Below are 22590 nucleotides of genomic sequence, written 5' to 3' on the forward strand. Positions count from 1 at the left end.
AGCCGCGGCCTGCGCGGCGTCGGCCGCGGCGTCAGGTCCGGCCGCTGAGGATCCGGTCGACCGCGTCGAGCGGGATCCACGTCCAGTCGGGGCGGTTGCGGGACTCGTACACGACCTCGTAGAGCGCCTTGTCGAGCGCGAGGATGCGCACGATGGTCTGCGCGGCCTCGGCCTCGGCGTCCGAGGCCCCGGTCGCGACGCGGTACGCCTCGAGGAACGCGTCGCGGGCGCGCACGTCCCAGGTGGGATCGCCCGGGCGGCCGACCGCGGCCGCGTAGTCGAACGAGCGCACCATCCCGGCGACGTCGCGGAGCGCGAGGTCGGCGCGCGTGCGCTCGGCGACGGGGCGCAGCGGTTCGCCCTCGAAGTCGAGCACCTTCCAGCCGTGGTCGCGCGAGTGCAGGACCTGGCCCAGGTGCAGGTCGCCGTGCACGTGCTGCATCCGGATCGGGGCGTCGATGCGGGCGAGACGCCCCTCGGCCGCGTCGAGGAACCCGACGATCTCGGCCGCGCGCCGCGAGAGCACGGGCGCCTTCGCGACGGCCTCGGCGGCGCGGCGGCGCAGGTCGTCGACGAGCCACCCGGCGTCGAGCAGCGGGCCGGGCTCGAACGCGCCCGCGAGCGCCGCGTGCATGTCGGCCACGACACGGCCGAGGTCGGCGGAGAGCTCGGTGAACGACTGGTCCTGGCGCGCGTAGGAGCACGCGAGGTCGAACCCGTCGCGGCCGCCCGCGACGAACTCGGTGAGCACGGCGAGGTGGGCCGTGCGGTCGGGGCCGAGCCCGGTCACCGAGTCGTGCTCGGCCGGCACGTCGGACTCCGCCCAGGTCGCGGTGAGCCAGGCGAGGGGGCGCGGGACGCCCCGCCAGCCGTGGGCAGCGAGCGCCCGGGGGATCGTGACGTCGGGGTTGGGGCCGATCGCGACGGCGCGCACGACCTTGAGCATCGTGCCGCCGGCCACGGCGGGCAGGAGTACCGAGCTGTTGGACTGCTCGACGGTCAGGGCCCGCCCGCCGGTGAGGTCGGGGTCGGGCTCGGGGCCGCCTGCGCCGTCCTCCCACTGGGACGCTGCGAGGACGGCGGTCCAGAGCGCGGGGTGCGTCGCGCCGTCGTGCACCGTGACGGGGCCGTCGGGGGTCTCGAGGTGTCCGACGACGCGGGGGTCGTCCGCGGCGTCGGGCGCGGTCCCTGCGGGGGCGAGGATGAGCGGGACCTGGACGACGAGCTCGACGCCGTCGCCGACGAGCCGCAGCAGGTGCAGCTCGATGCGCAGCGGGGCGGGGGCGGGCAGCGCGAACGAGATCCAGGGCACGTGCGCGACGTCGACGCCCTTGACGGGGTACCAGCGACGTGCGCGCATCCACGGGTCGAGGAGCGCGAGCAGGTCGTCGTCGGGCGGCGGCACGCGCTGCGCCTCGCCGAGCACACGGGGGGTCTCGTCCACGGATCGCCTCGTCGTTCGTCGGTGGTGGCTCGTGCGGTCCTCCCGGTCAGGACACGGTGAGCCAGTAGAAGTCCCGGGAGCCCAACGTGATCACGACCTCGCCCTGCTCGCTCACCGAGGGGAACGACGCGCCGCCGAACACGTCGGAGATCTTCGCCCCCTCGAGCCCGGGCAGGTGCAGGGTCGTGCCGCGCGCCGTCGTGGACAGGTTCGCGACGCACAGCAGCGTCTCCTCGGGCGAGCGTCGCAGGAACGCGAGCACCGCCTCGTCGTCGGCGCGCACGGGCGTGAAGTCCCCGGTGCCGAACGTGGGGTGCTCGCGGCGGACCGTGAGCATGCCGTGCACCCAGTGCAGCAGCGACGTGGGTTGCGCGAGCTGCGCCTCGACGTTGGTGTGCTGGTAGTGGTGCACGAGGGACTGCACGACCGGCAGGTAGAGCTTGCCGGGGTCGGCGGTCGAGAACCCGGCGTTGCGGTCGGGGGTCCACTGCATGGGGGTGCGCACAGCGTCCCGGTCGGGGAGCCAGATGTTGTCGCCCATGCCGATCTCGTCGCCGTAGTACAGGCACGGGGAGCCCGGCAGCGACAGCAGCAGCGCGTGCGCGAGCTGGATCTCGGCGCGCGAGTTGTCGAGCAGCGGGGCGAGCCGACGCCGGATCCCGACGTTGGCGCGCATGCGCGGGTCGGGCGCGTACCAGCCGTACATCGCCGCGCGCTCCTCGGTCGAGACCATCTCGAGCGTGAGCTCGTCGTGGTTGCGCAGGAACGTCGACCACTGCCCGGCGGCGGGGATCGCAGGGGTGTCGGCGAGGATGTCGAGGATCGCGCTCGCGCGCTGGTCGCGCAGCGACGAGAAGATGCGCGGCATCACGGGGAAGTGGAAGCACATGTGGCACTCGGGGTCGTCGTCGGTGCCGAAGTAGTCGACGACCTCGTTCGGCCACTGGTTCGCCTCGGCGAGCATGATCCGGCCCGGGAACTCGGTGTCGACCATGCGCCGCACGCGCCGCAGGAACTCGTGCGTCGCGGGCAGGTTCTCGCAGTTGGTGCCCTCGTCCTCGAACAGGTACGGCACGGCGTCGAGGCGGAACCCGTCGACGCCCACCTGGAGCCAGTACCGGGCGACGTCGATCATGGCCTCGGCCACGCGCGGGTTCTCGAAGTTCAGGTCGGGCTGGTGCGAGAAGAACCGGTGCCAGAAGTACTGCCGGCGCACCGGGTCGAACGTCCAGTTCGACGACTCGGTGTCGACGAAGATGATGCGCGCGTCGCGGTACCGCTCGTCGGTGTCCGACCACACGTAGAAGTCGCCGTACGGGCCCTCCGGGTCCGAGCGCGACGCCTGGAACCAGGGGTGCTGGTCGCTCGTGTGGTTCATGACGAGGTCGATCACGACGCGGATCCCGCGCGCGTGCGCGGCCTCCACGAGGTCCGTGAAGTCGGCCATGGTCCCGTACTGGGCGGCGACCGCCGTGTAGTCGGCGACGTCGTACCCGCCGTCGCGCAGCGGCGACGGGAAGAACGGCGGCAGCCACAGGCAGTCGACGCCGAGCCACTCGAGGTAGTCGAGGCGGTCGACCAACCCGCGCAGGTCGCCCGCCCCGTTGTCGGTCGAGTCCGAGAACGAGCGGATCATGACCTCGTAGAAGACCGCGGTCTTGTACCAGTGCGGGTCGTCGGACAGGCCGCGCCGCGAGCGTGCGGGCGGTGTCGGCTGGCGTCGCGGGGGCAGCGCGCCGACGGGGATGGGGGCGGTCGCGGGCGTGCGCGACGGCTCGGGCGACGTCATGCGGCACCTCCGGAGATCGGTTCGACCTCGATGACGTGCGCGACCTGCACCTGCGGGTCGAGCCGCACGTACGGTCGCGACCCCCACCCGTAGGTGGCGCCCGAGAGCACGTCGTGCGCGACGAACGATGGCACGTCGCCCAGCTCGACCGTCGCCTCCTGCGTGTTCCAGGGGTCGAGGTTGACGACGACGATCACGGTCTCGTCGCGGCCCTCGGGGTGGTGCGCCGCAGGCAGGTGCCGCGAGAACGCGACGACCTGGTCGTTCGACGTGGGGTGCACGGTCACGTTGCGCAGCTGCTGCAACGACGGGTGGGCGCGCCGGATCTCGTTGAGCCGGGTCAGGAGCGTCGCGATCCCGACCTCGTCGGCCGCCGCCCAGTCGCGCGGCTTGAGCTCGTACTTCTCGTTGTCGATCTGCTCCTCGACGCCGGGGCGCGGGACGTTCTCCGCGAGCTCGTACCCCGAGTAGACGCCCCACGTGGGGGACCCGAGCGCCGCGAGCACCGCGCGCACCGCGAACCCGGCGACGCCGCCGTGCTGCAGGTACGGCGGCAGGATGTCGTGCGTCGTGGGCCAGAAGCTCGGGCGCATGACGGCCCCCTCGGGACCCGCGACCGTCGCGAGGTACTCCTCGACCTCGGCCTTGGTGTTGCGCCACGTGAAGTACGTGTACGACTGGTGGAACCCGACGGCCGCGAGCGTGCGCATCATCGCGGGCCGCGTGAACGCCTCCGAGAGGAACAGCACCTCGGGGTTGCTCGCGCGGACCTCCGCGAGCAGCCGCTCCCAGAAGCTCAGCGGCTTGGTGTGCGGGTTGTCGACCCGGAACGCGGTCACGCCGCGCGCGATCCACACGCGCACGACCCGCAGGATCTCGGCGTAGATGCCCTCGGGGTCGTTGTCGAAGTTCAGGGGGTAGATGTCCTGGTACTTCTTGGGCGGGTTCTCGGCGTACGCGATCGTGCCGTCGGCGCGCGTCGTGAACCACTCGGGGTGCTCGGCGACCCACGGGTGGTCGGGCGAGCACTGCAGCGCGAGGTCGAGCGCGACCTCGAGACCGCACCGGCGAGCCTCGCGCACGAACGCCTTGAACGTCCGCTCGCTGCCGAGCTCGGGGTGGATCGCGTCGTGCCCGCCGTCCTTCGACCCGATCGCGTACGGCGACCCCGGGTCGTCCGGGCGCGCCTCGAGCGAGTTGTTGCGGCCCTTGCGGTGGGTCGTGCCGATCGGGTGCACGGGCGTGAGGTAGACGACGTCGAAGCCCATCGCCGCGATCGCGGGCAGCCGGCGCGCCGCGCTCGTGAACGTGCCCGAGCGCCACGACCCGTCCTTGAGCCGACGCGCCCCCTCCGACCGCGGGAACATCTCGTACCAGGACCCGGCCAGGGCGAGCGGCCGGTGCACCACGAGCGGGTAGGTGGCGGACGGCGACACGTGGTCCCGCAGCGGGGCGCGACCGAGCGCCGCGCGCACCTCGGGCGACGTGGCCGCGGCCAGGCGGGCCTCGGGCGGGCGCGACACGTCGTCGAGCGCCTCGCAGGTCAGGGCCAGCAGCGCGCCGTCCGCGGCCGTGGGCGACGTCTCGGCGAGCACGCGGTCGAACAGGCGCACCCCCTCCGCGAGCATGAGCGCGACGTCGACGCCCGCGGCGATCTTGACGCTCGCGTCGTGCGCCCACGTCGCGTACGGGTCGGACCACCCCTCGACCCGGAACGACCAGTCGCCCTGCGCGTCGGGGCGCACGAGGGCACGGAACCGGTCGAGGCCGGGCGCGACGTCCGCCATCGTGGCCCACGAGTGGTCACGGCCGTCCGGTCCGACGAGCACGGCGGTCGCGCCGACCGCGTCGTGACCCTCGCGGAACACGGTCGCCTCGACGGGGACGGCCTCGCCGACCACGGCCTTGGTCGGCCAGCGTCCGTCCTCGATCGTCGGGGAGACCTCCACGACCGGGATGCGTCCGATCGGGACGCGCGGGGCGGGGGAGGGCACGGGTGCGGTGGGGCTGCTCACGTGCCCCAACCTAACGAGCCGGGGCCGGTCCACGCACCAGGTGGGCCCCGCCGCGCGTCGGCGACCGCAGAGTTCACACGACCGTTGCACGACGAGCACGCGCTCAGGGGTGTGCTCCCAGGTCGATCTGCGTAAGGTCGATCCGTGAGAGCCATCCGACGATTCACCGTCCGCACCCTGCTGCCCGCCGCGCTCGCGCCCCTCGACGAGCTCGCGCACAACCTGCGCTGGTCGTGGCACACCCCGACCGCCGACCTCTTCTCGGGCGTCGACCCGGCGCTGTGGGACGAGGTCCACCGCGACCCCGTCGCGATGCTCGGCGCGCTCGGGCCCGAGCGCCTCGCGGCGCTCGCGGGCGACGGCGCGTTCGTCGACCGCGTGCGCGCGGCGTCGGCCGACCTGCGCGAGTACCGCGAGGGTGAGCGCTGGTACCAGTGGCGCTCGCGCGAGATCGAGGCCGCGGGCGGCGAGGCGCTGCCCGCGTCGATCGCCTACTTCTCGCCCGAGTTCGGCATCACGGCCGTGCTGCCCCAGTACTCGGGGGGCCTCGGGATCCTCGCGGGCGACCACCTGAAGTCCGCGAGCGACCTGGGCGTGCCGATCGTCGGCGTCGGCCTGCTCTACGGCGCCGGGTACTTCAAGCAGTCGCTCACCCGGGACGGCTGGCAGGCGGAGACCTACCCCGTGCTCGACCCGGACGGCCTGCCGCTCACGGTGCTGCGCGAGGACGACGGCACGCCCGCGCGCATCACGATCGACCTGCCCGCGGGGCGCGTGCTGCACGCGCACGTGCGCGTCGCGACGGTCGGCCGCGTGCCGCTGCTGCTGCTCGACGCGGACGTGCCGGAGAACGACGACGCCGCGCGCAAGGTCACCGACCGCCTCTACGGCGGCGGCGGCGAGCACCGGCTCCAGCAGGAGCTCCTGCTCGGCGTCGGCGGCGTGCGCGCGCTGCGCACCTGGTCGCGCCTGACCGGTGCGCCCGCGCCCGAGGTCTACCACACCAACGAGGGCCACGCGGGGTTCCTCGGCGTCGAGCGGATCACCGAGCTCGTGGGCGAGGGGCTCGCGTTCGACGAGGCGCTCGAGGTGGTGCGCGCCGCGACGGTGTTCACGACGCACACGCCCGTGCCCGCGGGCATCGACCGGTTCGGGCGCGACCTCGTCGCGCAGTACTTCGGGGGCGACAACGAGGCCGCGGGCGTGCCCGTGGACCGGGTGCTCGCGCTCGGTGCCGAGAGCTACGACGGCGGCGACCCGGGCGTGTTCAACATGGCGCTCATGGGTCTGCGGCTCGGCGGGCGCTCCAACGGCGTCTCGCTGCTGCACGGCGAGGTCTCGCGCGGCATGTTCAACGGGCTGTGGCCGGGATTCGACCCGGCCGAGGTGCCGATCACGTCGGTCACGAACGGCGTGCACTCGCCCACGTGGGTCGCGCCCGAGATCCTCGACCTGCAGCGCGAGCGCCTCGGGATCGACCCGGTCGGCACCCCGACCGCGGGCTTCGACGCGTGGCTCGGCGACGGCGTCGGCGACGAGGAGCTGTGGGCGCTGCGTCGCACGCTGCGCACCCGGCTCGTCGAGGAGGCCCGCGCCCGGCTGCGGCGCTCGTGGCGCGACCGCGGGGCGAGCCCGGCCGAGCTCGGCTGGGTCGACGAGGCCCTCTCGCCCGACGTCCTGACGATCGGCTTCGCGCGCCGCGTGCCCACGTACAAGCGCCTCACGCTCATGCTCCGCGACCCCGAGCGCCTGCGCGCGCTGCTGACCGACCCGCAGCGTCCCGTGCAGCTCGTCGTCGCGGGCAAGTCGCACCCGGCCGACGACCAGGGCAAGCGCCTGATCCAGCAGCTCGTGCGGTTCACCGACGAGCACGACGTGCGGCACCGCATCGTGTTCCTGCCCAACTACGACATCGCGATGGCGCAGGACCTCTACCCGGGCTGCGACGTGTGGCTCAACAACCCGCTGCGCCCGCTCGAGGCGTCGGGCACGTCGGGCATGAAGTCCGCGCTCAACGGCGGCCTGAACCTGTCGATCCTCGACGGGTGGTGGGACGAGTGGTTCGACGGCGACAACGGCTGGGCGATCCCGACCGCGGACGGCGTCGACGACCCCGACCGGCGCGACGACCTCGAGGCCGCGGCGCTGTACGACCTCGTCGAGCAGCAGGTCGCCGCGCGCTTCTACGACCGCGACGAGCGGGGCGTACCGCCGCGCTGGCTCGCGATGGTGCGGCACACGTTCGCGTCGCTCGGGCCCAAGGTCCAGGCCACGCGCATGGTCGCCGAGTACGTCGAGCGGCTGTACGCACCCGCCGCGACGGCCGGGCGCGCGCTCGACGCCGCGGGGCACGAGCCCGCCCGCGAGCTCGCCGCCTGGAAGGCGCGCGTGCGCGCCAGCTGGTCGGGCGTGCGCGTCGACCACGTCGAGTCGGCCGGGATCGGCGAGGTGCCGCAGGTCGGCGACACGCTCACGGTGCGCGCCGACGTGACCCTCGGCGACCTCGACCCGTCGGACGTCGAGGTGCAGGTCGTGCACGGCGCCGTGGGCGAGAACGACGTGATCTCGAGCTACGCGACCGCGCCGATCGCGCTCGCCGAGTCGTACGAGGCCGGGCGGCACGCGTTCGTCGGCACCGTCACGCTCGACGCGTCCGGCCCGTTCGGGTACACGGTGCGCGTCGTGCCCACCCACGCGGGTCTCGTGAGCCCCGCCGAGATGGGGCTCACGGCCAACGCCTGACGGCGCCACGCGTCGTCGGGCACCACCCGCCGTCGGGCACCCTTCGACGTCGGGCATCACCCGCCGTCCGGCCCGCTGCCGAGGCAAACCCTTCCGCCGAGGTAGAACCGAGCGCGCGAGATAGAACCTCCCACGTTCTATCTCGCGCGCTCGGTTCTATCTCGCGGGCCGTCGTCCACAGATGGGACCCGGACCGCACCGTGGCGGGCGTGTCCCGGCAGGCTGGCCGCATGACCTCAGGCGTCCCCGGCAGCGACCGACCACCCGTCGTCGACCGACCACCCGTCGTCGACCGACCTCCCGGCGCCGGGCTGCCCCGGCCCGTGCGGTACGACGACGTCGGCCGGGCGCAGATCGAGCGTCGCGTGCGCGAGGGCACGCTGCGGCGGGTGCGTCGTGGCGTGTACCTGCCGCCCGCGACCGGCGACTCCGTCGCGACCCGGCGCACGGACGAGCACCGGGCGCAGGTCGTGGCGCTGACCGCGCGGCTCGGGACCGACCACTGGATCAGCCACGAGAGCGCGGCCGTGGTCTGGGGGTGCTGGACGTACCGGCTCGGCGGCCGGGTCCACGTGACGCAGCTCGGCAACCCGAGCGTGCGCGCCGCCGACACCTCGGTGCGCCGGCACTGGACGAGCCTCCCGCCCCGCGACCGCTCGCGCGTCGACGGGGTGCCGGTCACGAGCCTCGAACGGACCGTCGTCGACTGCGCGCGCGTGCTGCCGATGCCCGGCGCGCTCGTGGTGGCCGACTCGGCGCTGCGGCTCGGCGCGCGGCCCGCGCTGCTCGCGACGCTCGTCGACGAGGCCGTCGGACGTCGCGGGGTACGTCAGGCGCGGCGCGTCGTCGAGCTCGCGGACGGTACGTCGGAGTCCCCGGGCGAGACGTTGGTCCGGTGGGTGGCGCTCGACGCGGGCCTCCCGCCGCTCGTGGGACAGGTCGCGGTGCACACCTGGCAGGGTGCCTTCCGGCTCGACGCCGGGTGGCCCGACGTCCGCGTCGGGATCGAGTTCGACGGCAAGGTCAAGTACGGCGGGGGCCTCTACGGGGACCCGCAGGAGCGGCTGCTCGCCGAGAAGGCCCGTCACGACGCGATCGTCGAGGCCGGCTGGACGCTGCTGCGTGTGACCTGGGCGGACCTCGCCGACCCCGAGTCGCTCGCGTCCAGGCTCCGCTCGGCCCGCTCGCGGGCGTTCGGTCGTCCGCGGCGGCCGACGGGCGGTGCGGCCGCCGCGAGATAGAACCGAGCGCGCGAGATAGAACCTCCCACGTTCTATCTCGCGCGCACAGTTCTACCTCGCGGAGGGCCATCGCAGCGGGCCCCCACGGCGGGCTCTCGCGGCGGGCCCTACGGCGGCCCGGGCGAGGGCGGACGGCGTCAGCGCAGCTCGCGCGCCAGGGCCCGTCCCGCCGTCCGACCCGTGAAGAGGCACCCGCCGAGGAAGGTCCCCTCGAGGGCCCGGTGGCCGTGCACGCCGCCGCCGCCGAACCCGGCCGCCTCGCCCACGGCCCACAGGCCGGGCAGCACCTCGCCCGCGGCGTCGAGCGCGCGGCCGGCGGCGTCGGTGTGCAGACCGCCGAGGGTCTTGCGCGTGAGCACGGACAGACGCACCGCGAGCAGCGGGCCGTCCTGCGGGTCGGTCAGCGCGCGGGGCGGAGCGACGCGCATGACCCGGTCGACCGAGAACCTGCGCGCTGCGGCCACGGCCGTGACCTGCGGGTCCTTGCCGAGCCCCGAGAGCACCTGCGCGTCGCGTGCGGCCACGAGCGCCGCGAGCGCGTCGGCGTCGACGTGCCCGCGAGCGCCCGGCGTGGCCTCGGTCAGCGCGTTCATGCCGGCCGCGAGCCCCGCGACGTCGTCGGCGAACACGAACTCGGGCGACTGCTCGGCGAACCGGGCGACCGGGCCCACGGCGCCGGGGCGCACGCGGTCCAGGAGCAGGCGCACGTCGCGCCCCGTGAGGTCGGGGTTCTGCTCCGAGCCGGACAGCGCGAACTCGGTCTCCATGATGCGCCGGTTGAGCACGAACCAGGAGTGGTCGTCGCCGCGCGCGGTCACGTGCTCGAGCGCGCCGAGCGCGTCGAAGCCCGGGAAGAGGGGAGCGGGCAGGCGGCCGCCGTCCGCGTCGACCCACAGCGACGACGGCCCGGGCAGGATCCGGATCCCGTGCGCGGTCCACACGGGCGAGTGGTTCGCGATGCCCTCGGGGTAGTGCCACATGCGGTCCTCGTGCACGAGCGCGGCACCCGCCGCGGCCGCGTGGCCGATCATGAGGCCGTCGGTCGAGTCGGGCACGCCGGAGAGCATGCGCGCGGGCAGCGTCCCGGCGCTCGCGGGCCAGCGCTCGCGCACGAGCTCGTGGTTCGCGCCGATGCCGCCGGACGCGATCACGACCGCGCCCGCGCTGATCTCGACCTCGCCGACGACCTCGCGCGACGACGGCTCGCCACGCCCCGCGCGCGAGGGGGCGAGGCGTTCGGCGCGCACGCCCGTGACGCGTCCGTCGGTCGTCACGAGCGACGTCACGCGGTGCCGGAACCGCAGGTCGAGCAGCCCGTCGCGGTGCGCGTCGAGCGCGGCGCGCACGAACGGCTCGAGGATCCCGGGGCCCGTGCCCCAGGTGACGTGGAACCGCGGCACGGAGTTCCCGTGGCCGCCCGCGGGGTAGCCGCCGCGCTCGGCCCACTGCACGAGCGGGAACCAGCGCACGCCGAGCCCGTGCAGCCACGAGCGCATCTCGCCGCCCGCGAAGTCCACGAACCCGCGCGCCCACGCGTAGCCGTGCCGGTCGGGGCCGCGCCCCTCGGCGGCGCCCTCGGCGAACCGGGCGGAGCCGAGCCAGTCGGCGAACGCGAGGTCGACCGAGTCGTGCACGCCGAGCCGCCGCTGCTCGGGCGAGTCGACGAGGAACAGCCCGCCGAACGACCAGAACGCCTGCCCGCCGAGGCTCGCGGGCGGCTCCTGGTCGAGCAGCACGACGCGGCGGCCGGCGGCGGTGAGCTGGGCGGCGGTCACGAGGCCCGAGAGTCCCGCGCCCACGACGACGACGTCGGTGGCGACGTGCCGGGGGTGCGCGGGGTCGCCGGGGCGGGTGACGGAGTCGGCGGTGACTGTCATGCGCAGAGAGTACGCCGCGTCTCAGGCCGAGATGTACACGTGCACGCTGAGCGGTTCGAGCAGCGCGCGCGCACCGGGCGCGAGGTGCGCGTCGTCGGCCGTGCCGCGCTCGTCCGGGTGCTCCCACACCGAGTCCCACGCGAGGTCCCACGTCCCGGGGCGGGGGCCGGGGACGTCGTCCGGCACGGGGACGGCGGGGAGCGTGACCTCGACCTCGTCGAGCGACCCGTTGAGCACGAGCAGGACGTCGTGCGCGCCGTCCGCGGGGCCGGTGCGCAGCATCTGCAGCACTCGGCGGTCGGGCGCGACCCAGCCCCCGTGGTCGAGCGGGGCGCCGGTCGCGTCGAACCACGCGAGGTCGGGCACGGCCGTGCGCAGCGCGTGCCGGGGTCGGCCGAGGTAGAACGCGTCGGCGCGCAGGGCGCGGTGCTCGCGCCGCAGCGCGAGCAGGTGGCGCGTGGTCGCGAGGAAGTCCTGCCGCCACGGCGACAGGTCCCACGAGACCCACGAGGTCGGGGTGTCCTGGCAGTAGGCGTTGTTGTTGCCGCGCTGGGTGCGGCCCATCTCGTCGCCCGCGGTCAGCATCGGGGTGCCCGCCGCGAGCACGAGCGTGGCGAGCAGGTTGCGCATCGAGCGACGGCGCAGGGGGACGATCTCGATGCCGGGCGCGAGCGCGGCGTCGCCCGTCTCGACGCGGCCCTCGAGGCCGTGGTTCCACGAGCGGTTGTCGCCCGAGCCGTCGCGGCCGTCCTCGCCGTTGGCCTCGTTGTGCTTGTGGTCGTAGGCGACGAGGTCGGCGAGCGTGAAGCCGTCGTGCGCGGTGACGAGGTTGACCGACGCGACGGGACCGCGCACGAGCGGCGGGTCGCTGTGCCCGAACAGGTCGGCGGAGCCGGCCAGGCGGGTCGCGAGCTCGCGCACCCCGTGCCCGGCACGCCCGTGCGACGCCTCGCGCGCGTCCGCGAGCCAGAACTGTCGTGCGGCGTCGCGGAACCGGTCGTTCCACTCGGCCATCGGCGCGGGGAAGTTCCCGGTCTGCCAGCCCCCGGGGCCCACGTCCCAGGGCTCGGCGATCAGCTTGAGCCCGTTGAGCACCGGGTCGGTCTGCAGCGCGACGAGGAACGGGTGGTCGGGGTCGAACCCGTGGTGGCCGCGCCCCAGCGTCACCGCGAGGTCGAACCGGAACCCGTCCACACCGACCTCCTGCGCCCAGTACCGCAGGGAGTCGAGCGTCATCTGCACCACGCGGGGGCGACGGTGGTCGAGCGTGTTGCCCGTGCCGGTCACGTCCGCGAACCGGACCGGCGTGCCGTCGTCGTGCAGGTAGTAGCCCCGCGCGTCGAGCCCGCGCCACGACAGCTGCGGCCCGTCGTCCCCGGCCTCGCAGGTGTGGTTGTGCACGACGTCGAGGATCACCTCGATCCCGGCCTCGTGGAGCAGGTGCACCATGCCGCGGACCTCCTCGAGGACGGCGCCCGGCCCGGCGTCGCGCGCCGCCGCCGTCGCGTACCCGGGGTGGGGGGTGAAGAACCCGAGCGTCGAGTAGCCCCAGTAGTTGGTCAGGCCCTTGACCGCGAGGTGGGGCTCGTCGACGAACGCGTGCACGGGCAGCAGCTCGAGCGTCGTGACGCCGAGCGAGCGCAGGTGCTCGATCGTGGCGGGGTGCGCGAGGCCCGCGTAGGTGCCGCGCAGCTCCTCGGGCAGCGCGTCGAGGCCGATCGTCAGGCCGCGCACGTGCGCCTCGTAGACCACGGTCTGCGACCACGGCACGTGCGGGCGGGGCGCCTGGTCGCCCGTGCGCGGGGCGACGACGACCGAGAGCGGCACGTGCCCGAGCGAGTCGCGCGGGTCCAGCTCCCCGAAGGGGTCCCCGACCACGCGGCCGTCGTCGTCGACCTCGGCGACGTACCCGTAGCCCACGGGCGAGTGGTCGAACGCGCCCACGATCCCGCGCGCGTACGGGTCGACGAGGAGCTTGGCGGGGTTGTGCCGCAGGCCCTCGGCGGGCACCCACGGCCCGTCGACGCGGAACCCGTAGCGCTGGCCCTCGGTCACGCCGGGCACGTGCGCGTGCCACACGCCGTACGTCGGCCCGTCGAGCGGGACGCGGCGCTCGCCGTCGTCGTCCACCAGGCACAGGTCGACCGCGGTGGCCCGTGCCGCGAGGACCGCGACGTCGACGCCGTCGCCCGCGAGGTGCACCCCGAGCGGGGGCACGTGGCCGTGGCGGTCGGTCGGGCGGACGGTCGGGCGGTGCGGGAGGGATCCGGTGGTGTCGCTCACCCGTCCATTGTGCGTCCGACGCGTGGGCGTGGGGGGATCCGCGCGGACGCCCGGCGGTAGGCTGCGAGTCGAACCAGCCCCGAGGAGGAGTCACCTTCATGCGGATCGTCGTCGCCGTCAAGTACGTCCCGGACATCCAGTCCGACCGAGCCTTCGTGGACGGGCGCGTCGAGCGCACGTCGGACGACGGCACGCTCAACGAGCTCGACGAGCACGCGCTCGAGGCGGCGCTGCGCATCGTCGAGGCGCTGCCCGAGGACGAGCGCGCCGCGAGCGAGGTCGTCGCGCTCACGGTCGCGGGCGAGGACGCGGACTCCGCGCTGCGCAAGGCGTTCCAGCTCGGCGTCGACCGTGGCGTGCGTGTGAGCGACGACGCGATCGCGGGGTCGGACTACTTCGGCACGGCGCGCGTGCTCGCGGCCGCGGTGCGCGCGCTCGGTGCCGACGCCCCGGTCGACCTCGTGATCACGGGCATGGCGGCGCTCGACGGGCTCGGCTCGGTCGTGCCGGTCCTGCTCGCGGCCGAGCTCGACCTGCCGCAGCTCGCGATCGCGGGCGACCTGCAGGTCGACGCCGCGGCGCGCACCGCGACCGTGACGCGCGAGCTCGGTCACGTGACCGAGGTGCTCGAGGCGCCGCTGCCCGCGGTCGTGTCGGTCACGGACCACGCGAACGACCCGCGGTTCCCGAACTTCAAGCTCATCATGGCCGCGCGGTCGAAGAAGGTCGAGGCGTGGTCGCTCGCCGACCTCGACGTCGACCCGGCCACGGTCGGCGACGCCGGGGCCCGCACGCGCGTCGTCAGCGCGGCCCCGCGCCCCGAGAAGCCCGAGGTCGAGCTCGTCGTCGACAAGGGCGAGGGCGGCAAGGCCCTGGCCGAGTACCTGATCCGCAACGAGCTGGTCTGAGAGGCAGTCCCGTGACCCGAAACGTTCTCGTCCTCCTCGACACGCCGGCGAGCGAGCTGCGCTCGCCCGCGCTCGAGATCCTGACCATCGCGCGCACGCTCGGCACCGTCGAGGCGGTCGCGCTCGAGGAGCCCAGCGCCGCGACGCTCGACCAGCTCGCGGCGCACGGCGTCGCGCGCGTGCACCGCGTCGACCTGCCCGCCGACCTGTCGGACGACGCGCGCCACCTGACCCCGGTCGTGGCCGAGGCCTTCGCCGCGGTCGCGCGCGCGGCCGGTGCCCAGGTGCTGCTGCTCACGTCGTCGTTCCCGAACAAGGAGGTCGCGGCCCGGGCCGCGCACACCCTCGGCGCGGGGCTCGTGATCGACGCCGCGGCGCTGCGCACGGCCGACGACGGCGCGCTCGTCGCGGGCAAGCGCGTGTTCGCGGGCGCCTGGGACACCGAGTGCGCCGTGAGCACCGACGTCGCCGTGGTGACGGTGCGTGCGAACGCCGTCGTCCCGACGCCGGCCGACGCCTCGGCCGTGCCCGAGGTCGTGGCCCACGACGTCGCGCCGAGCGCGTCCGCCACGGCGGCGCGCGTCGTCTCGCGCACCACGCACGAGACCGACGGCGACGGCCGACCCGAGCTCGCGGAGGCCGCGATCGTGGTCGCGGGCGGTCGCGGTACCGACGGCGACTTCACCCCGGTGCTCGACCTCGCGGACGCGCTGGGCGCGGCCGTGGGTGCGAGCCGTGACGCGGTCTTCGAGGGCTGGTTCGACACGTTCGTCGGGCAGACCGGCGTGACGGTCGCGCCGCGCCTGTACGTCGGGGCCGGGATCTCGGGCGCCCCGCACCACCGGGGCGGCATGCAGGCGTCGCAGGTCATCGTGGCCGTCAACAACGACCCGGAGTGCCCGATCTTCGAGATCTGCGACTTCGCGGTCGTCGGTGACCTCGCGGACGTCTTGCCGCAGGCTGCCGCCGCGATCCGCGCCCACAAGGGCGTCTGACGCTCAGAAGCCCAGGCGCTCGATCCACGCGGTCGCCGCGACGCCCTGCGCACGCTGGAACGCGCGCAGGTTCGGGATCGAGGCCGGGGCGGGCTGCAGCGACGACGACACGAGGTACCCGGCGACGCCGGCGACGACCGAGCGCAGGTCCTCCGGGTGCACCGTGCCGCCGAGCGGGTGGCTGCTGAAGATCCGGGCGAGCTCGGAGCCGGTGGCCCACCGCTCGTCGGCGGTCGCGGGCGCGTCGATCGGGTCGAGCTCGTCGAGGATCCCCTGCATCCCGACGCTCGGCAGGAACAGCGCGAGGTCGAGCCACGGCGCGCCGCGCGAGGCGTACGGCCAGTCGAGCAGGTACACGTCGCCGTGCGAGAGCAGCATGTTGTCGGCGCGCAGGTCGCCGTGCACGAGCGCTTCGCCCTCGCTCGCGACGAGCACGCCCTGCTCGAGCTCGCACAGGCTCTCGAGGTTGTCCACGGCCCACGGGACCACGTCGGCGAGCCGGTCGTCGGGGAACTCCGCGAGGCTCGCCCACCCGGTGCACATCGACGCGAGATCGGGGCCGGTGGGGCGCAGCTGCAGGTCGCGGGCGCCCTCGACGCGGGCGAGCTCGTCGATCGCGGAGAGCACGCGCGCGAGCCCGTAGCGACCCCACGGCAGCCCGGGATGGCGGCCGTCGACGGCCTCGAACGCGAGCACGATCCAGTCGTCGTCCGAGTACGTCCACAGGAACTCGGGGGTCGGGACGCCCTCGGGTAGCCGGACCGCCGTCTCGGCCTCGGCGCGGTGGAGTTCGGCCGCGAAGGGCTCGGCGACGACCGACGCGGCCTTGATGAACATGCGGCGCCCGTCGGACAACGTGACGACCGACGCGAGTCCCGGGCTGAACCCCGAGCTGGCGACGTTCTCGTGCACGACGGTCGCGCCGTTGATCGCGTCGATCTCGGCCCGCAGGTCGGCCGGCAGGTCGCGCCACGACAGCCGTCCGCCGCCCGAGGCCTCGGGCGGCGCGGGCCGCAGTCCGCGTCGCGCGGGTGCGTCGGCGGGGGGTGGGGCGGGCACGGGGCCGGCGGCCGTCCCGGCGCGCCCGGCGGCGATCCCGGCACGGATGGTGGCGCGCGGGATCTGGGCGGTGGTGGGGACGTCGTCGTGCATCGACCCCAAACTAACCCGCGCGGGGCCGCGCGCGAAGCACGTCGGTCGTGTCGGGGCGGTCCGGGTTCGTAGACTGGTCGACCGTGACGACCACTCCCGACGCGATCGCGTACCTCGACCACGCGGCGACGACCCCCATGTCGCCGGCCGCGGTCGAGGCGATGCTCGCCGAGCTCTCGCGCACCGGGAACGCGTCGTCGCTGCACTCCGCGGGGCGCGCGGCCCGCCGCACGGTCGAGGAGGCGCGTGAGTCGGTCGCGGCCTCGCTCGGCGCACGACCGAGCGAGGTCGTGTTCACCGCGGGCGGGACCGAGTCCGACAACCTCGCGGTCAAGGGCCTGTTCTGGGGGCGTCGGACGACGGAGCCGGCCCGCCGTCGCATCCTGGTCTCGGCCGTCGAGCACCACGCGGTGCTCGACCCGGCGTTCTGGATGGCCGAGCACGCGGGCGCCGAGATCGTGCTGCTGCCCGTCGACGCCGCGGGCCGCGTGGACCTCGCCGCGCTCGAGTCCGAGCTCGCCGCGGCACCCGAGGAGACCGCGCTCGTGTCGCTCATGTGGGCGAACAACGAGGTCGGCACCGTCCAGCCGGTCGAGGCGGCCGTGCGGGCCGCGCACGCGCACGGGGTGCCGGTGCACAGCGACGCGGTGCAGGCCGCGGGCCGGCTCGCGCTCGACTTCGCCGCGAGCGGCCTCGACGCGATGACCGTGAGCGGGCACAAGGTCGGCGGTCCCGTCGGCGTCGGCGCGCTCGTCGCGACGCGCGGGCTGCCGCTCACGCCCGTGCTGCACGGCGGCGGGCAGGAGCGCGCGGTGCGCTCGGGCACGCTCGACACGGCGTCGATCCGCGCGTTCGCGGTCGCGCTCGCCGACGCGGTCGCGACGCGCGACGCGACGGCGACGCGCCTCGCCGCGCTGCGCGACGAGCTCGTCGCGGGCGTGCGTGCCGCCGTGCCGTCCGCGGTGCTGCGCGGGCCCGCACCCGGCCCGGAGCGCCTGCCCGGCAACGCGCACTTCACGTTCCCGGGCTGCGAGGGCGACTCGCTGCTGTACCTGCTCGACTCGGCGGGCGTGCAGACGTCGACGGGGTCGGCGTGCCAGGCGGGCGTCCCGCAGCCGTCGCACGTGCTGCTCGCGATGGGTGTCGACGAGGCCGACGCGCGCGGCGCGCTGCGCTTCTCGCTCGGCGCGACGTCGACGCACGAGGACGTCGCGCACCTGCTGCGCGTGCTGCCGGGCGTGGTCGAGCGGGCGTCCGCCGCGGGGCTCGCGTCCGCGCCCGCGCGCCGTGGAGGTGCGCGATGAAGGTCCTCGCCGCGATGTCGGGCGGCGTCGACTCGGCCGTCGCGGCCGCGCTCGCGGTCGAGGCCGGGCACGAGGTCGTGGGCGTGCACATGGCGCTCTCGCGCTCGCGCGACCAGTTCCGCACCGGGTCGCGCGGCTGCTGCTCGATCGAGGACGCGGGCGACGCGCGCCGCGCGGCCGACGTGCTCGGCATCCCGTACTACGTGTGGGACCTCTCGGAGCGGTTCGAGGAGACCGTCGTGGCGGACTTCCTCGACGAGTACGCGGCCGGGCGCACGCCCAACCCGTGCGTGCGGTGCAACGAGCACATCAAGTTCGAGGCGCTGCTCGACAAGGCGACGGCGCTCGGCTTCGACGCCGTCGCGACGGGCCACTACGCGCAGGTCGTGACCCGGGACGTGCCCGACGTGTCGGACGACGCGGCGCCGGGCGCCGTCCGCCGCGTGAACGAGCTGCACCGCGCGGTCGACGCGGCCAAGGACCAGTCGTACGTGCTCGCGGTCATGGGGCCCGAGCGGCTCGCGCGCTCGATCTTCCCGCTCGGCGGGTTCGCGTCGAAGGACGAGGTGCGCGCCGAGGCCGAGCGCCGGGGCCTGTCGGTCTCGAACAAGCCGGACTCGTACGACATCTGCTTCGTGGCCGACGGCGACACGCAGGGGTTCCTGCGCGAGCGTCTCGGGGCGCGGCCCGGCGAGATCGTCGACGCCGCGGGCGAGGTCGTGGGCGCCCACGACGGCGCGTACGCGTTCACGGTCGGCCAGCGCAAGGGCCTGGGCGTGGACCGCCCCGCACCCGACGGCCGCCCGCGCTACGTGCTCGAGGTCGACACGGCCGCGAACCGGGTCGTGATCGGTGCGGCCGAGCTGCTGAGCGTCGACCGGGTCGTGGGGGAGCGCAGCGTGTGGCTCGCGCCCGACGTGCTCGACGCCGCCGCCGGCGGCTGGTTCGACGCGCAGGTCCAGGTGCGCGCGCACGGCGCGCCGGTCGCGGCCCGCGTGCGGGCGACGCCCGGCGAGGGCACCGAGGTCGAGCTCGTCGGCCCGCCCCTGCGCGGGGTCGCGGCCGGGCAGTCGCTCGTGGTCTACCGGGGCACGCGCGTGCTCGGGCAGTCGACCGTCGCGAGCGCCGGACGGCGTCCGCCTCAGCCCTGACGCGCGGGCCCGGGCCCGGTCAGCAGCGCGACGAGCGTCGCGTCGTCGCGCACCGCCCAGTGCTCGACCTCGCGACCCTGCGCGAACCGCAGCATGTGCATCTCGTGGATCGTGAACGTGCGACCGGTCGGCGCGATGCCGCGGAAGTACCCCGTGTGGCGTGCGGTGAACGCGACGTGCAGCGCCACGAGCTCGCCCTCGGCGACCGCGTGCAGCACCTCGACGCGCTGGTCGCTGAACGCGTTCGAGAGCCAGTGCATGGTCGCGACCAGGCCGACCGCGTCGTCCGTGCCGCGCGTGAGCGGGTCGTGGTCGTGGAACCCGGGCGCGAGGACCGACGCGAGCGGCGCCTCGAGGTTCCCGGGCAGCAGGCGCGTGTGCACCTCGATCGCCGCGGCCTTGTTCGTCGACGTGCTCATCCGGACCTCCTCCGCACGCCGTCGGGGGTACGGCGTCCCTGCGTGGAGGGAGGACGGTGCCCGGCGTTCGTGACGCTCGGTAGCCTTGCGGTCATGACGACGGTGAGCGGGCGCGGCCCCCGACCAGGGACGGACCCCCTCGAGGCGCAGCAGGTCGTGCTCGGCGACCTCGCCGAGCTCGCGAGCGGTGCCCGGGCGCTGCCGTTCGCGGTGCAGCTGCCCGCGCGCGGGCCCGAGGCCGGGCCGCTGGGGCGCACCGCGGCGCTGCTCACCGAGCTCGCGGTCGAGCTCGGCCCGCACGGATGGAAGCTCGCCGACCGCCCGGGCATGGATGAGCGGCGCGCCCGGTCGCTGGTCGACGACGACCTGGGGGCGCTCGCGATCGCCGCCTACGGGTACGCCGGCCCGCTCGCGGTCGCGGCCGTGGGGCCGTGGTCCCTCGCCGCCGAGCTGTACCTGGCGCGTGGTGACCGCGTGCTGGCGGACGTCGGGGCGCGGGCCGAGCTCGCGGCCTCGCTCGCCGCCGGGCTGGTCGAGCACGTCGCGCACGTGCGCCGGCAGGTGCCGGGTGCCGAGGTCGTGGTCCAGCTCGACGAGCACCTGCTCGCGCAGGTCGGCGCCGGCGTCCTGCCCACGTTCTCCGGGTTCTCGCGCCTGAGGGCTGTGCCGGGGCCGGACGTCGTCGAGGGCCTCGCGGTGGTCGTCGACGCGCTGCGGGCGGCCGGGGCGCGCGTCGTCGTGCACGTCGGCTCGTCGTGGACGGGTGTCGGGCCCGCGGTGCTCGCCGGGGTCGACGCGGTGGGCGTCGACCTGCGCACGGGCACCTGGGACGAGCGGCTCTGGGAGCACCTCGCGCGGGCCGTCGAGCGCGGTGTCGCGCTGTGGGCCGGCCTGCCGCCCGCGCAGGTCTCGCAGTGCGCCGGGCCCGACGTGGTCGCGCTCGCGGACGCCGTCGCCGTGCCCTGGCGCCGCATCGGGCTGCCCGTCCCGGGGCTCGCCGACGTCACGCTGTGCGAGTCGGGCGCCGAGATCGCGCGGGGGTCGCTCGACGCCGCGCGCGCCGTCACGGGCAACCTCGGCCGGGCGGCCGCGATCCTCGCCGAGCGCGCCGAGGGCTGATCGGGGCGGCGAGCGCGTCTCAGGCGAGCCGCTCGCGCAGGAACTCGTAGTGCACGGCCGCCATGTACGAGGCCTGGGCGTTGTCGGCCGCGCCGCCGTGGCCGCCCTCGACGTTCTCGTAGTAGGTCACGTCCTTGCCGGCGGCGAGCATGAGCGCGGCCATCTTGCGCGCGTGGCCCGGGTGCACGCGGTCGTCCTTGGTCGAGGTCGTGAACAGCACGGGCGGGTAGGAGCGCCGGGCGTCGAAGAGGTGGTACGGCGAGAACGTACGCACGAACTCCCACTGCTCGGGGTCGTCGGGGTCGCCGTACTCCGCCGTCCACGAGGCGCCGGCGAGCAGGTGCGAGTAGCGCTTCATGTCGAGCAGCGGCACGCCCACGATGATCGCGCCGAACAGCTCGGGGTACTGCGTGAGCATGTTCCCGGCGAGCAGGCCGCCGTTGCTGCGGCCCTCCATGCCCAGGCGTGCGGGCGTCGTGATCCCGCGGTCCACGAGGTCGCGCGCGACCGCCGCGAAGTCCTCGTAGGCGCGGTGCCGCCGGTGCGTGAGCGCCGCCTGGTGCCAGGCGGGGCCGTACTCGCCGCCGCCGCGGATGTTCGCCACGACGTGCACGCCGCCGCGCGCGAGCCACGCGCGCCCGCTCGTGCCCGAGTACGACGGGGTCAGCGAGACCTCGAACCCGCCGTACCCGTAGAGCAGGGCGGGGGCGGGGCCCGCGTCGCCCGAGACCAGCTCCTGGCGGCCCACGACGAAGTACGGGACCCGGGTCCCGTCGTCCGACACCGCGAAGTGCTGCTGCGCGACCATCCCGGTCGCGTCGAACCGGGCGGGGCTCGACTTGAGCGGCTCGGGCGCCGCGTCGGCGGTGCCGACGTCGAGCAGCGAGAGGGTCGACGGCGTGAGGAAGTCGGTCGTGACGAGCCACACCGCGTCGGACTCCTCGACGTCGACCGCGCCGACGCTCACCGTGCCGAGCGAGGGCACGCCGCCGGGGGTGCGGCGGTCCCACGAGGTCCCGGGGGCGCTGCCGGGCGCGGGCGGGGTCAGCACCTCGAGCCGGTTCGCGACGTGCTCGAGCGTCGTGAGCACGAGGTGGTGCCGGGTCCAGGTCGCGTCGGCGAGCGAGGTCGAGGGCGTGGGCACGAACAGCGGGGTCAGGCGGCGCTCGCCCGCGAGGAACGCGTCGAGCTCGACCGCCAGGAGCGCGCCCGCGGGGTGCGTGACCTCCCCGGCGGGCGTGGTCACGGTCCAGTCGTCGCGCAGGTCGACGAGCAGCCACTCGCGCCGGGCGCCGGCCGAGGCCGAGGCGGGCACGTCGACGCGCACGAGGGCGTCGTCGCGCACCAGGTACAGGTCGGCGGAGTAGAAGCCGGTCGCGCGGCGCACCCAGTCGCGCTCGAACCCGGGCGTGGACGTGTGCCAGCCCGAGACCGCGAGGTCGTCGTGCTCGGCCTCGAACACGGTCGTCGCGGCGTCGATCGGGGTGCCGCGCCGCCACCGCCGGACGAGCCGGGCGTACCCGGACGCGGTCGTGGTGCCGGGCCCGAGGTCGGCCGAGAGCCAGACGGTGTCGTCGTTGACCCAGGCGAGCCCGCCCTTGCCGAGCGGACGCTCGAACCCGCCCTCGGCCGCGGGGACGAACCGCAGGTCGACGAGGTCGAACTCGCGCGTCACGTCGGCATCCGAGCCGCCGGGGGAGAGGTCGACGAGCGCGCGCCGGAACTCCGGGCGGCGCACGCTCGCGCCGTGCCACACCCAGCTCTCGCCCTCGGCGGCGCTCAGCGCGTCGAGGTCGAGCACGGTCTCCCACGCGGGCGACGCGGTGCGGTACTGCTCGAGCGTCGTGCGGCGCCAGATCCCGCGCGGGTGCTCGGCGTCGCGCCAGAAGTTGTAGTAGAGGTCACCGATCTTGGAGACCGCGGCGATCTTGTCGTCGGCGTCGAGGACCTCGCGGATCGCGTCGCGGGTGCGTCCGAACGACGGGGTCGAGGCGATGTCGACGGCGGACTCGGCGTTGCGCGCGCGGACCCAGTCGAGCGCCTCGGCACCCTCGACGTCCTCGAGCCACAGGTAGGGATCGGTCATGGCGCACACCCTAGTCCGACGCCTCGTGCGGGCCCTGTGAGCGAGGAGACACCGTCCTGGTGTTG

15 protein-coding genes are annotated in these 22590 nt (G+C 75.0%); 7 read left to right on the top strand and 8 right to left on the bottom strand.

Annotation, left to right across the window (positions count from 1 at the left end; genetic code table 11):
- Positions 1 to 31: 31 nt before the first annotated feature.
- Genes CLV28_RS12780 through CLV28_RS12790 form a run of 3 tightly spaced genes read right to left on the bottom strand, consistent with a single transcriptional unit; the run spans position 32 to position 5248 of the window.
- Positions 32 to 1444 (bottom strand): maltokinase N-terminal cap-like domain-containing protein, encoded by a 1413-nt coding sequence (locus tag CLV28_RS12780; RefSeq protein WP_100423700.1) that lies wholly within the window; start codon positions 1442 to 1444, stop codon positions 32 to 34.
- Between the two features lie 46 nt (positions 1445 to 1490).
- Positions 1491 to 3233, bottom strand: coding sequence for a maltose alpha-D-glucosyltransferase (treS, locus tag CLV28_RS12785; protein ID WP_100423701.1), 1743 nt, complete (start codon positions 3231 to 3233; stop codon positions 1491 to 1493).
- Complete coding sequence (locus CLV28_RS12790) at positions 3230 to 5248, bottom strand: alpha-1,4-glucan--maltose-1-phosphate maltosyltransferase (RefSeq protein ID WP_239073330.1); 2019 nt, start codon at positions 5246 to 5248, stop codon at positions 3230 to 3232. The genes treS and CLV28_RS12790 overlap by 4 nt, the downstream gene beginning before the upstream one ends.
- A gap of 144 nt (positions 5249 to 5392) precedes the next feature.
- Between CLV28_RS12790 and glgP the strand changes: the two genes are divergently transcribed.
- Together glgP and CLV28_RS12800 are read left to right on the top strand one after the other, a co-directional pair.
- A complete protein-coding gene (glgP, locus tag CLV28_RS12795; RefSeq protein WP_100423703.1) occupies positions 5393 to 7990 on the top strand; it encodes an alpha-glucan family phosphorylase in 2598 nt (865 codons plus the stop codon).
- A 230-nt stretch (positions 7991 to 8220) separates the two neighbouring features.
- A complete protein-coding gene (locus CLV28_RS12800; RefSeq protein ID WP_157802641.1) occupies positions 8221 to 9231 on the top strand; it encodes a hypothetical protein in 1011 nt (336 codons plus the stop codon).
- 137 nt (positions 9232 to 9368) lie between these two features.
- On the opposite strand, the gene CLV28_RS12805 is transcribed toward CLV28_RS12800, so the two are convergent.
- Together CLV28_RS12805 and glgX are read right to left on the bottom strand one after the other, a co-directional pair.
- Complete coding sequence (locus CLV28_RS12805) at positions 9369 to 11108, bottom strand: FAD-binding dehydrogenase (protein WP_100423705.1); 1740 nt, start codon at positions 11106 to 11108, stop codon at positions 9369 to 9371.
- Between the two features lie 21 nt (positions 11109 to 11129).
- Positions 11130 to 13391 (bottom strand): glycogen debranching protein GlgX, encoded by a 2262-nt coding sequence (gene glgX / locus CLV28_RS12810; RefSeq protein WP_100423706.1) that lies wholly within the window; start codon positions 13389 to 13391, stop codon positions 11130 to 11132.
- Positions 13392 to 13489: 98 nt separating this feature from the next.
- Here glgX and CLV28_RS12815 point away from each other — a divergent pair, with 98 nt between their 5' ends.
- Complete coding sequence (locus CLV28_RS12815; protein ID WP_100423707.1) at positions 13490 to 14299, top strand: electron transfer flavoprotein subunit beta/FixA family protein; 810 nt, start codon at positions 13490 to 13492, stop codon at positions 14297 to 14299.
- An 11-nt stretch (positions 14300 to 14310) separates the two neighbouring features.
- A complete protein-coding gene (locus CLV28_RS12820) occupies positions 14311 to 15294 on the top strand; it encodes an electron transfer flavoprotein subunit alpha/FixB family protein (RefSeq protein ID WP_239073329.1) in 984 nt (327 codons plus the stop codon).
- Between the two features lie 3 nt (positions 15295 to 15297).
- On the opposite strand, the gene CLV28_RS12825 is transcribed toward CLV28_RS12820, so the two are convergent.
- On the bottom strand, positions 15298 to 16446 hold the full coding sequence (locus tag CLV28_RS12825; RefSeq protein ID WP_100423761.1) for a phosphotransferase family protein: 1149 nt from the start codon (positions 16444 to 16446) through the stop codon (positions 15298 to 15300).
- Positions 16447 to 16583: 137 nt separating this feature from the next.
- On the opposite strand from CLV28_RS12825, the gene CLV28_RS12830 reads away from it, so the two are divergent.
- Entirely contained in the window at positions 16584 to 17750 is a 1167-nt protein-coding gene (locus tag CLV28_RS12830; protein ID WP_100423762.1) for a cysteine desulfurase family protein, read from the top strand.
- Positions 17747 to 18901 (top strand): tRNA 2-thiouridine(34) synthase MnmA, encoded by a 1155-nt coding sequence (mnmA, locus tag CLV28_RS12835; RefSeq protein ID WP_100423708.1) that lies wholly within the window; start codon positions 17747 to 17749, stop codon positions 18899 to 18901. The genes CLV28_RS12830 and mnmA overlap by 4 nt, the downstream gene beginning before the upstream one ends.
- On the opposite strand, the gene CLV28_RS12840 is transcribed toward mnmA, so the two are convergent.
- Complete coding sequence (locus CLV28_RS12840) at positions 18892 to 19320, bottom strand: ester cyclase (RefSeq protein ID WP_100423709.1); 429 nt, start codon at positions 19318 to 19320, stop codon at positions 18892 to 18894. The two genes, mnmA and CLV28_RS12840, sit on opposite strands and share 10 nt — an antisense overlap.
- Before the next feature lie 93 nt (positions 19321 to 19413).
- Between CLV28_RS12840 and CLV28_RS12845 the strand changes: the two genes are divergently transcribed.
- Positions 19414 to 20439 (top strand): uroporphyrinogen decarboxylase/cobalamine-independent methonine synthase family protein, encoded by a 1026-nt coding sequence (locus tag CLV28_RS12845; protein ID WP_100423710.1) that lies wholly within the window; start codon positions 19414 to 19416, stop codon positions 20437 to 20439.
- A gap of 19 nt (positions 20440 to 20458) precedes the next feature.
- On the opposite strand, the gene CLV28_RS12850 is transcribed toward CLV28_RS12845, so the two are convergent.
- Positions 20459 to 22525, bottom strand: coding sequence for a prolyl oligopeptidase family serine peptidase (locus CLV28_RS12850; RefSeq protein ID WP_203968253.1), 2067 nt, complete (start codon positions 22523 to 22525; stop codon positions 20459 to 20461).
- Positions 22526 to 22590: the final 65 nt, after the last annotated feature.

Origin of the sequence: Sediminihabitans luteus (genome assembly GCF_002797595.1) — a bacterium.
In the GTDB taxonomy this organism is placed as follows: domain Bacteria; phylum Actinomycetota; class Actinomycetes; order Actinomycetales; family Cellulomonadaceae; genus Paraoerskovia; species Paraoerskovia lutea.

What these genes read in the sequence shown, in the direction of transcription:
- treS (WP_100423701.1), bottom strand. Translation starts at nt 3,233, where the DNA reads ATGACGTCGCCCGAGCCGTCGCGCACGCCCGCGACCGCCCCCATCCCC.
- CLV28_RS12800 (WP_157802641.1), top strand. Translation starts at nt 8,221, where the DNA reads ATGACCTCAGGCGTCCCCGGCAGCGACCGACCACCCGTCGTCGACCGA.
- CLV28_RS12805 (WP_100423705.1), bottom strand. Translation starts at nt 11,108, where the DNA reads ATGACAGTCACCGCCGACTCCGTCACCCGCCCCGGCGACCCCGCGCAC.
- CLV28_RS12815 (WP_100423707.1), top strand. Translation starts at nt 13,490, where the DNA reads ATGCGGATCGTCGTCGCCGTCAAGTACGTCCCGGACATCCAGTCCGAC.
- CLV28_RS12825 (WP_100423761.1), bottom strand. Translation starts at nt 16,446, where the DNA reads ATGCACGACGACGTCCCCACCACCGCCCAGATCCCGCGCGCCACCATC.
- CLV28_RS12830 (WP_100423762.1), top strand. Translation starts at nt 16,584, where the DNA reads ATGTCGCCGGCCGCGGTCGAGGCGATGCTCGCCGAGCTCTCGCGCACC.
- mnmA (WP_100423708.1), top strand. Translation starts at nt 17,747, where the DNA reads ATGAAGGTCCTCGCCGCGATGTCGGGCGGCGTCGACTCGGCCGTCGCG.
- CLV28_RS12840 (WP_100423709.1), bottom strand. Translation starts at nt 19,320, where the DNA reads ATGAGCACGTCGACGAACAAGGCCGCGGCGATCGAGGTGCACACGCGC.
- CLV28_RS12845 (WP_100423710.1), top strand. Translation starts at nt 19,414, where the DNA reads ATGACGACGGTGAGCGGGCGCGGCCCCCGACCAGGGACGGACCCCCTC.
- CLV28_RS12850 (WP_203968253.1), bottom strand. Translation starts at nt 22,525, where the DNA reads ATGACCGATCCCTACCTGTGGCTCGAGGACGTCGAGGGTGCCGAGGCG.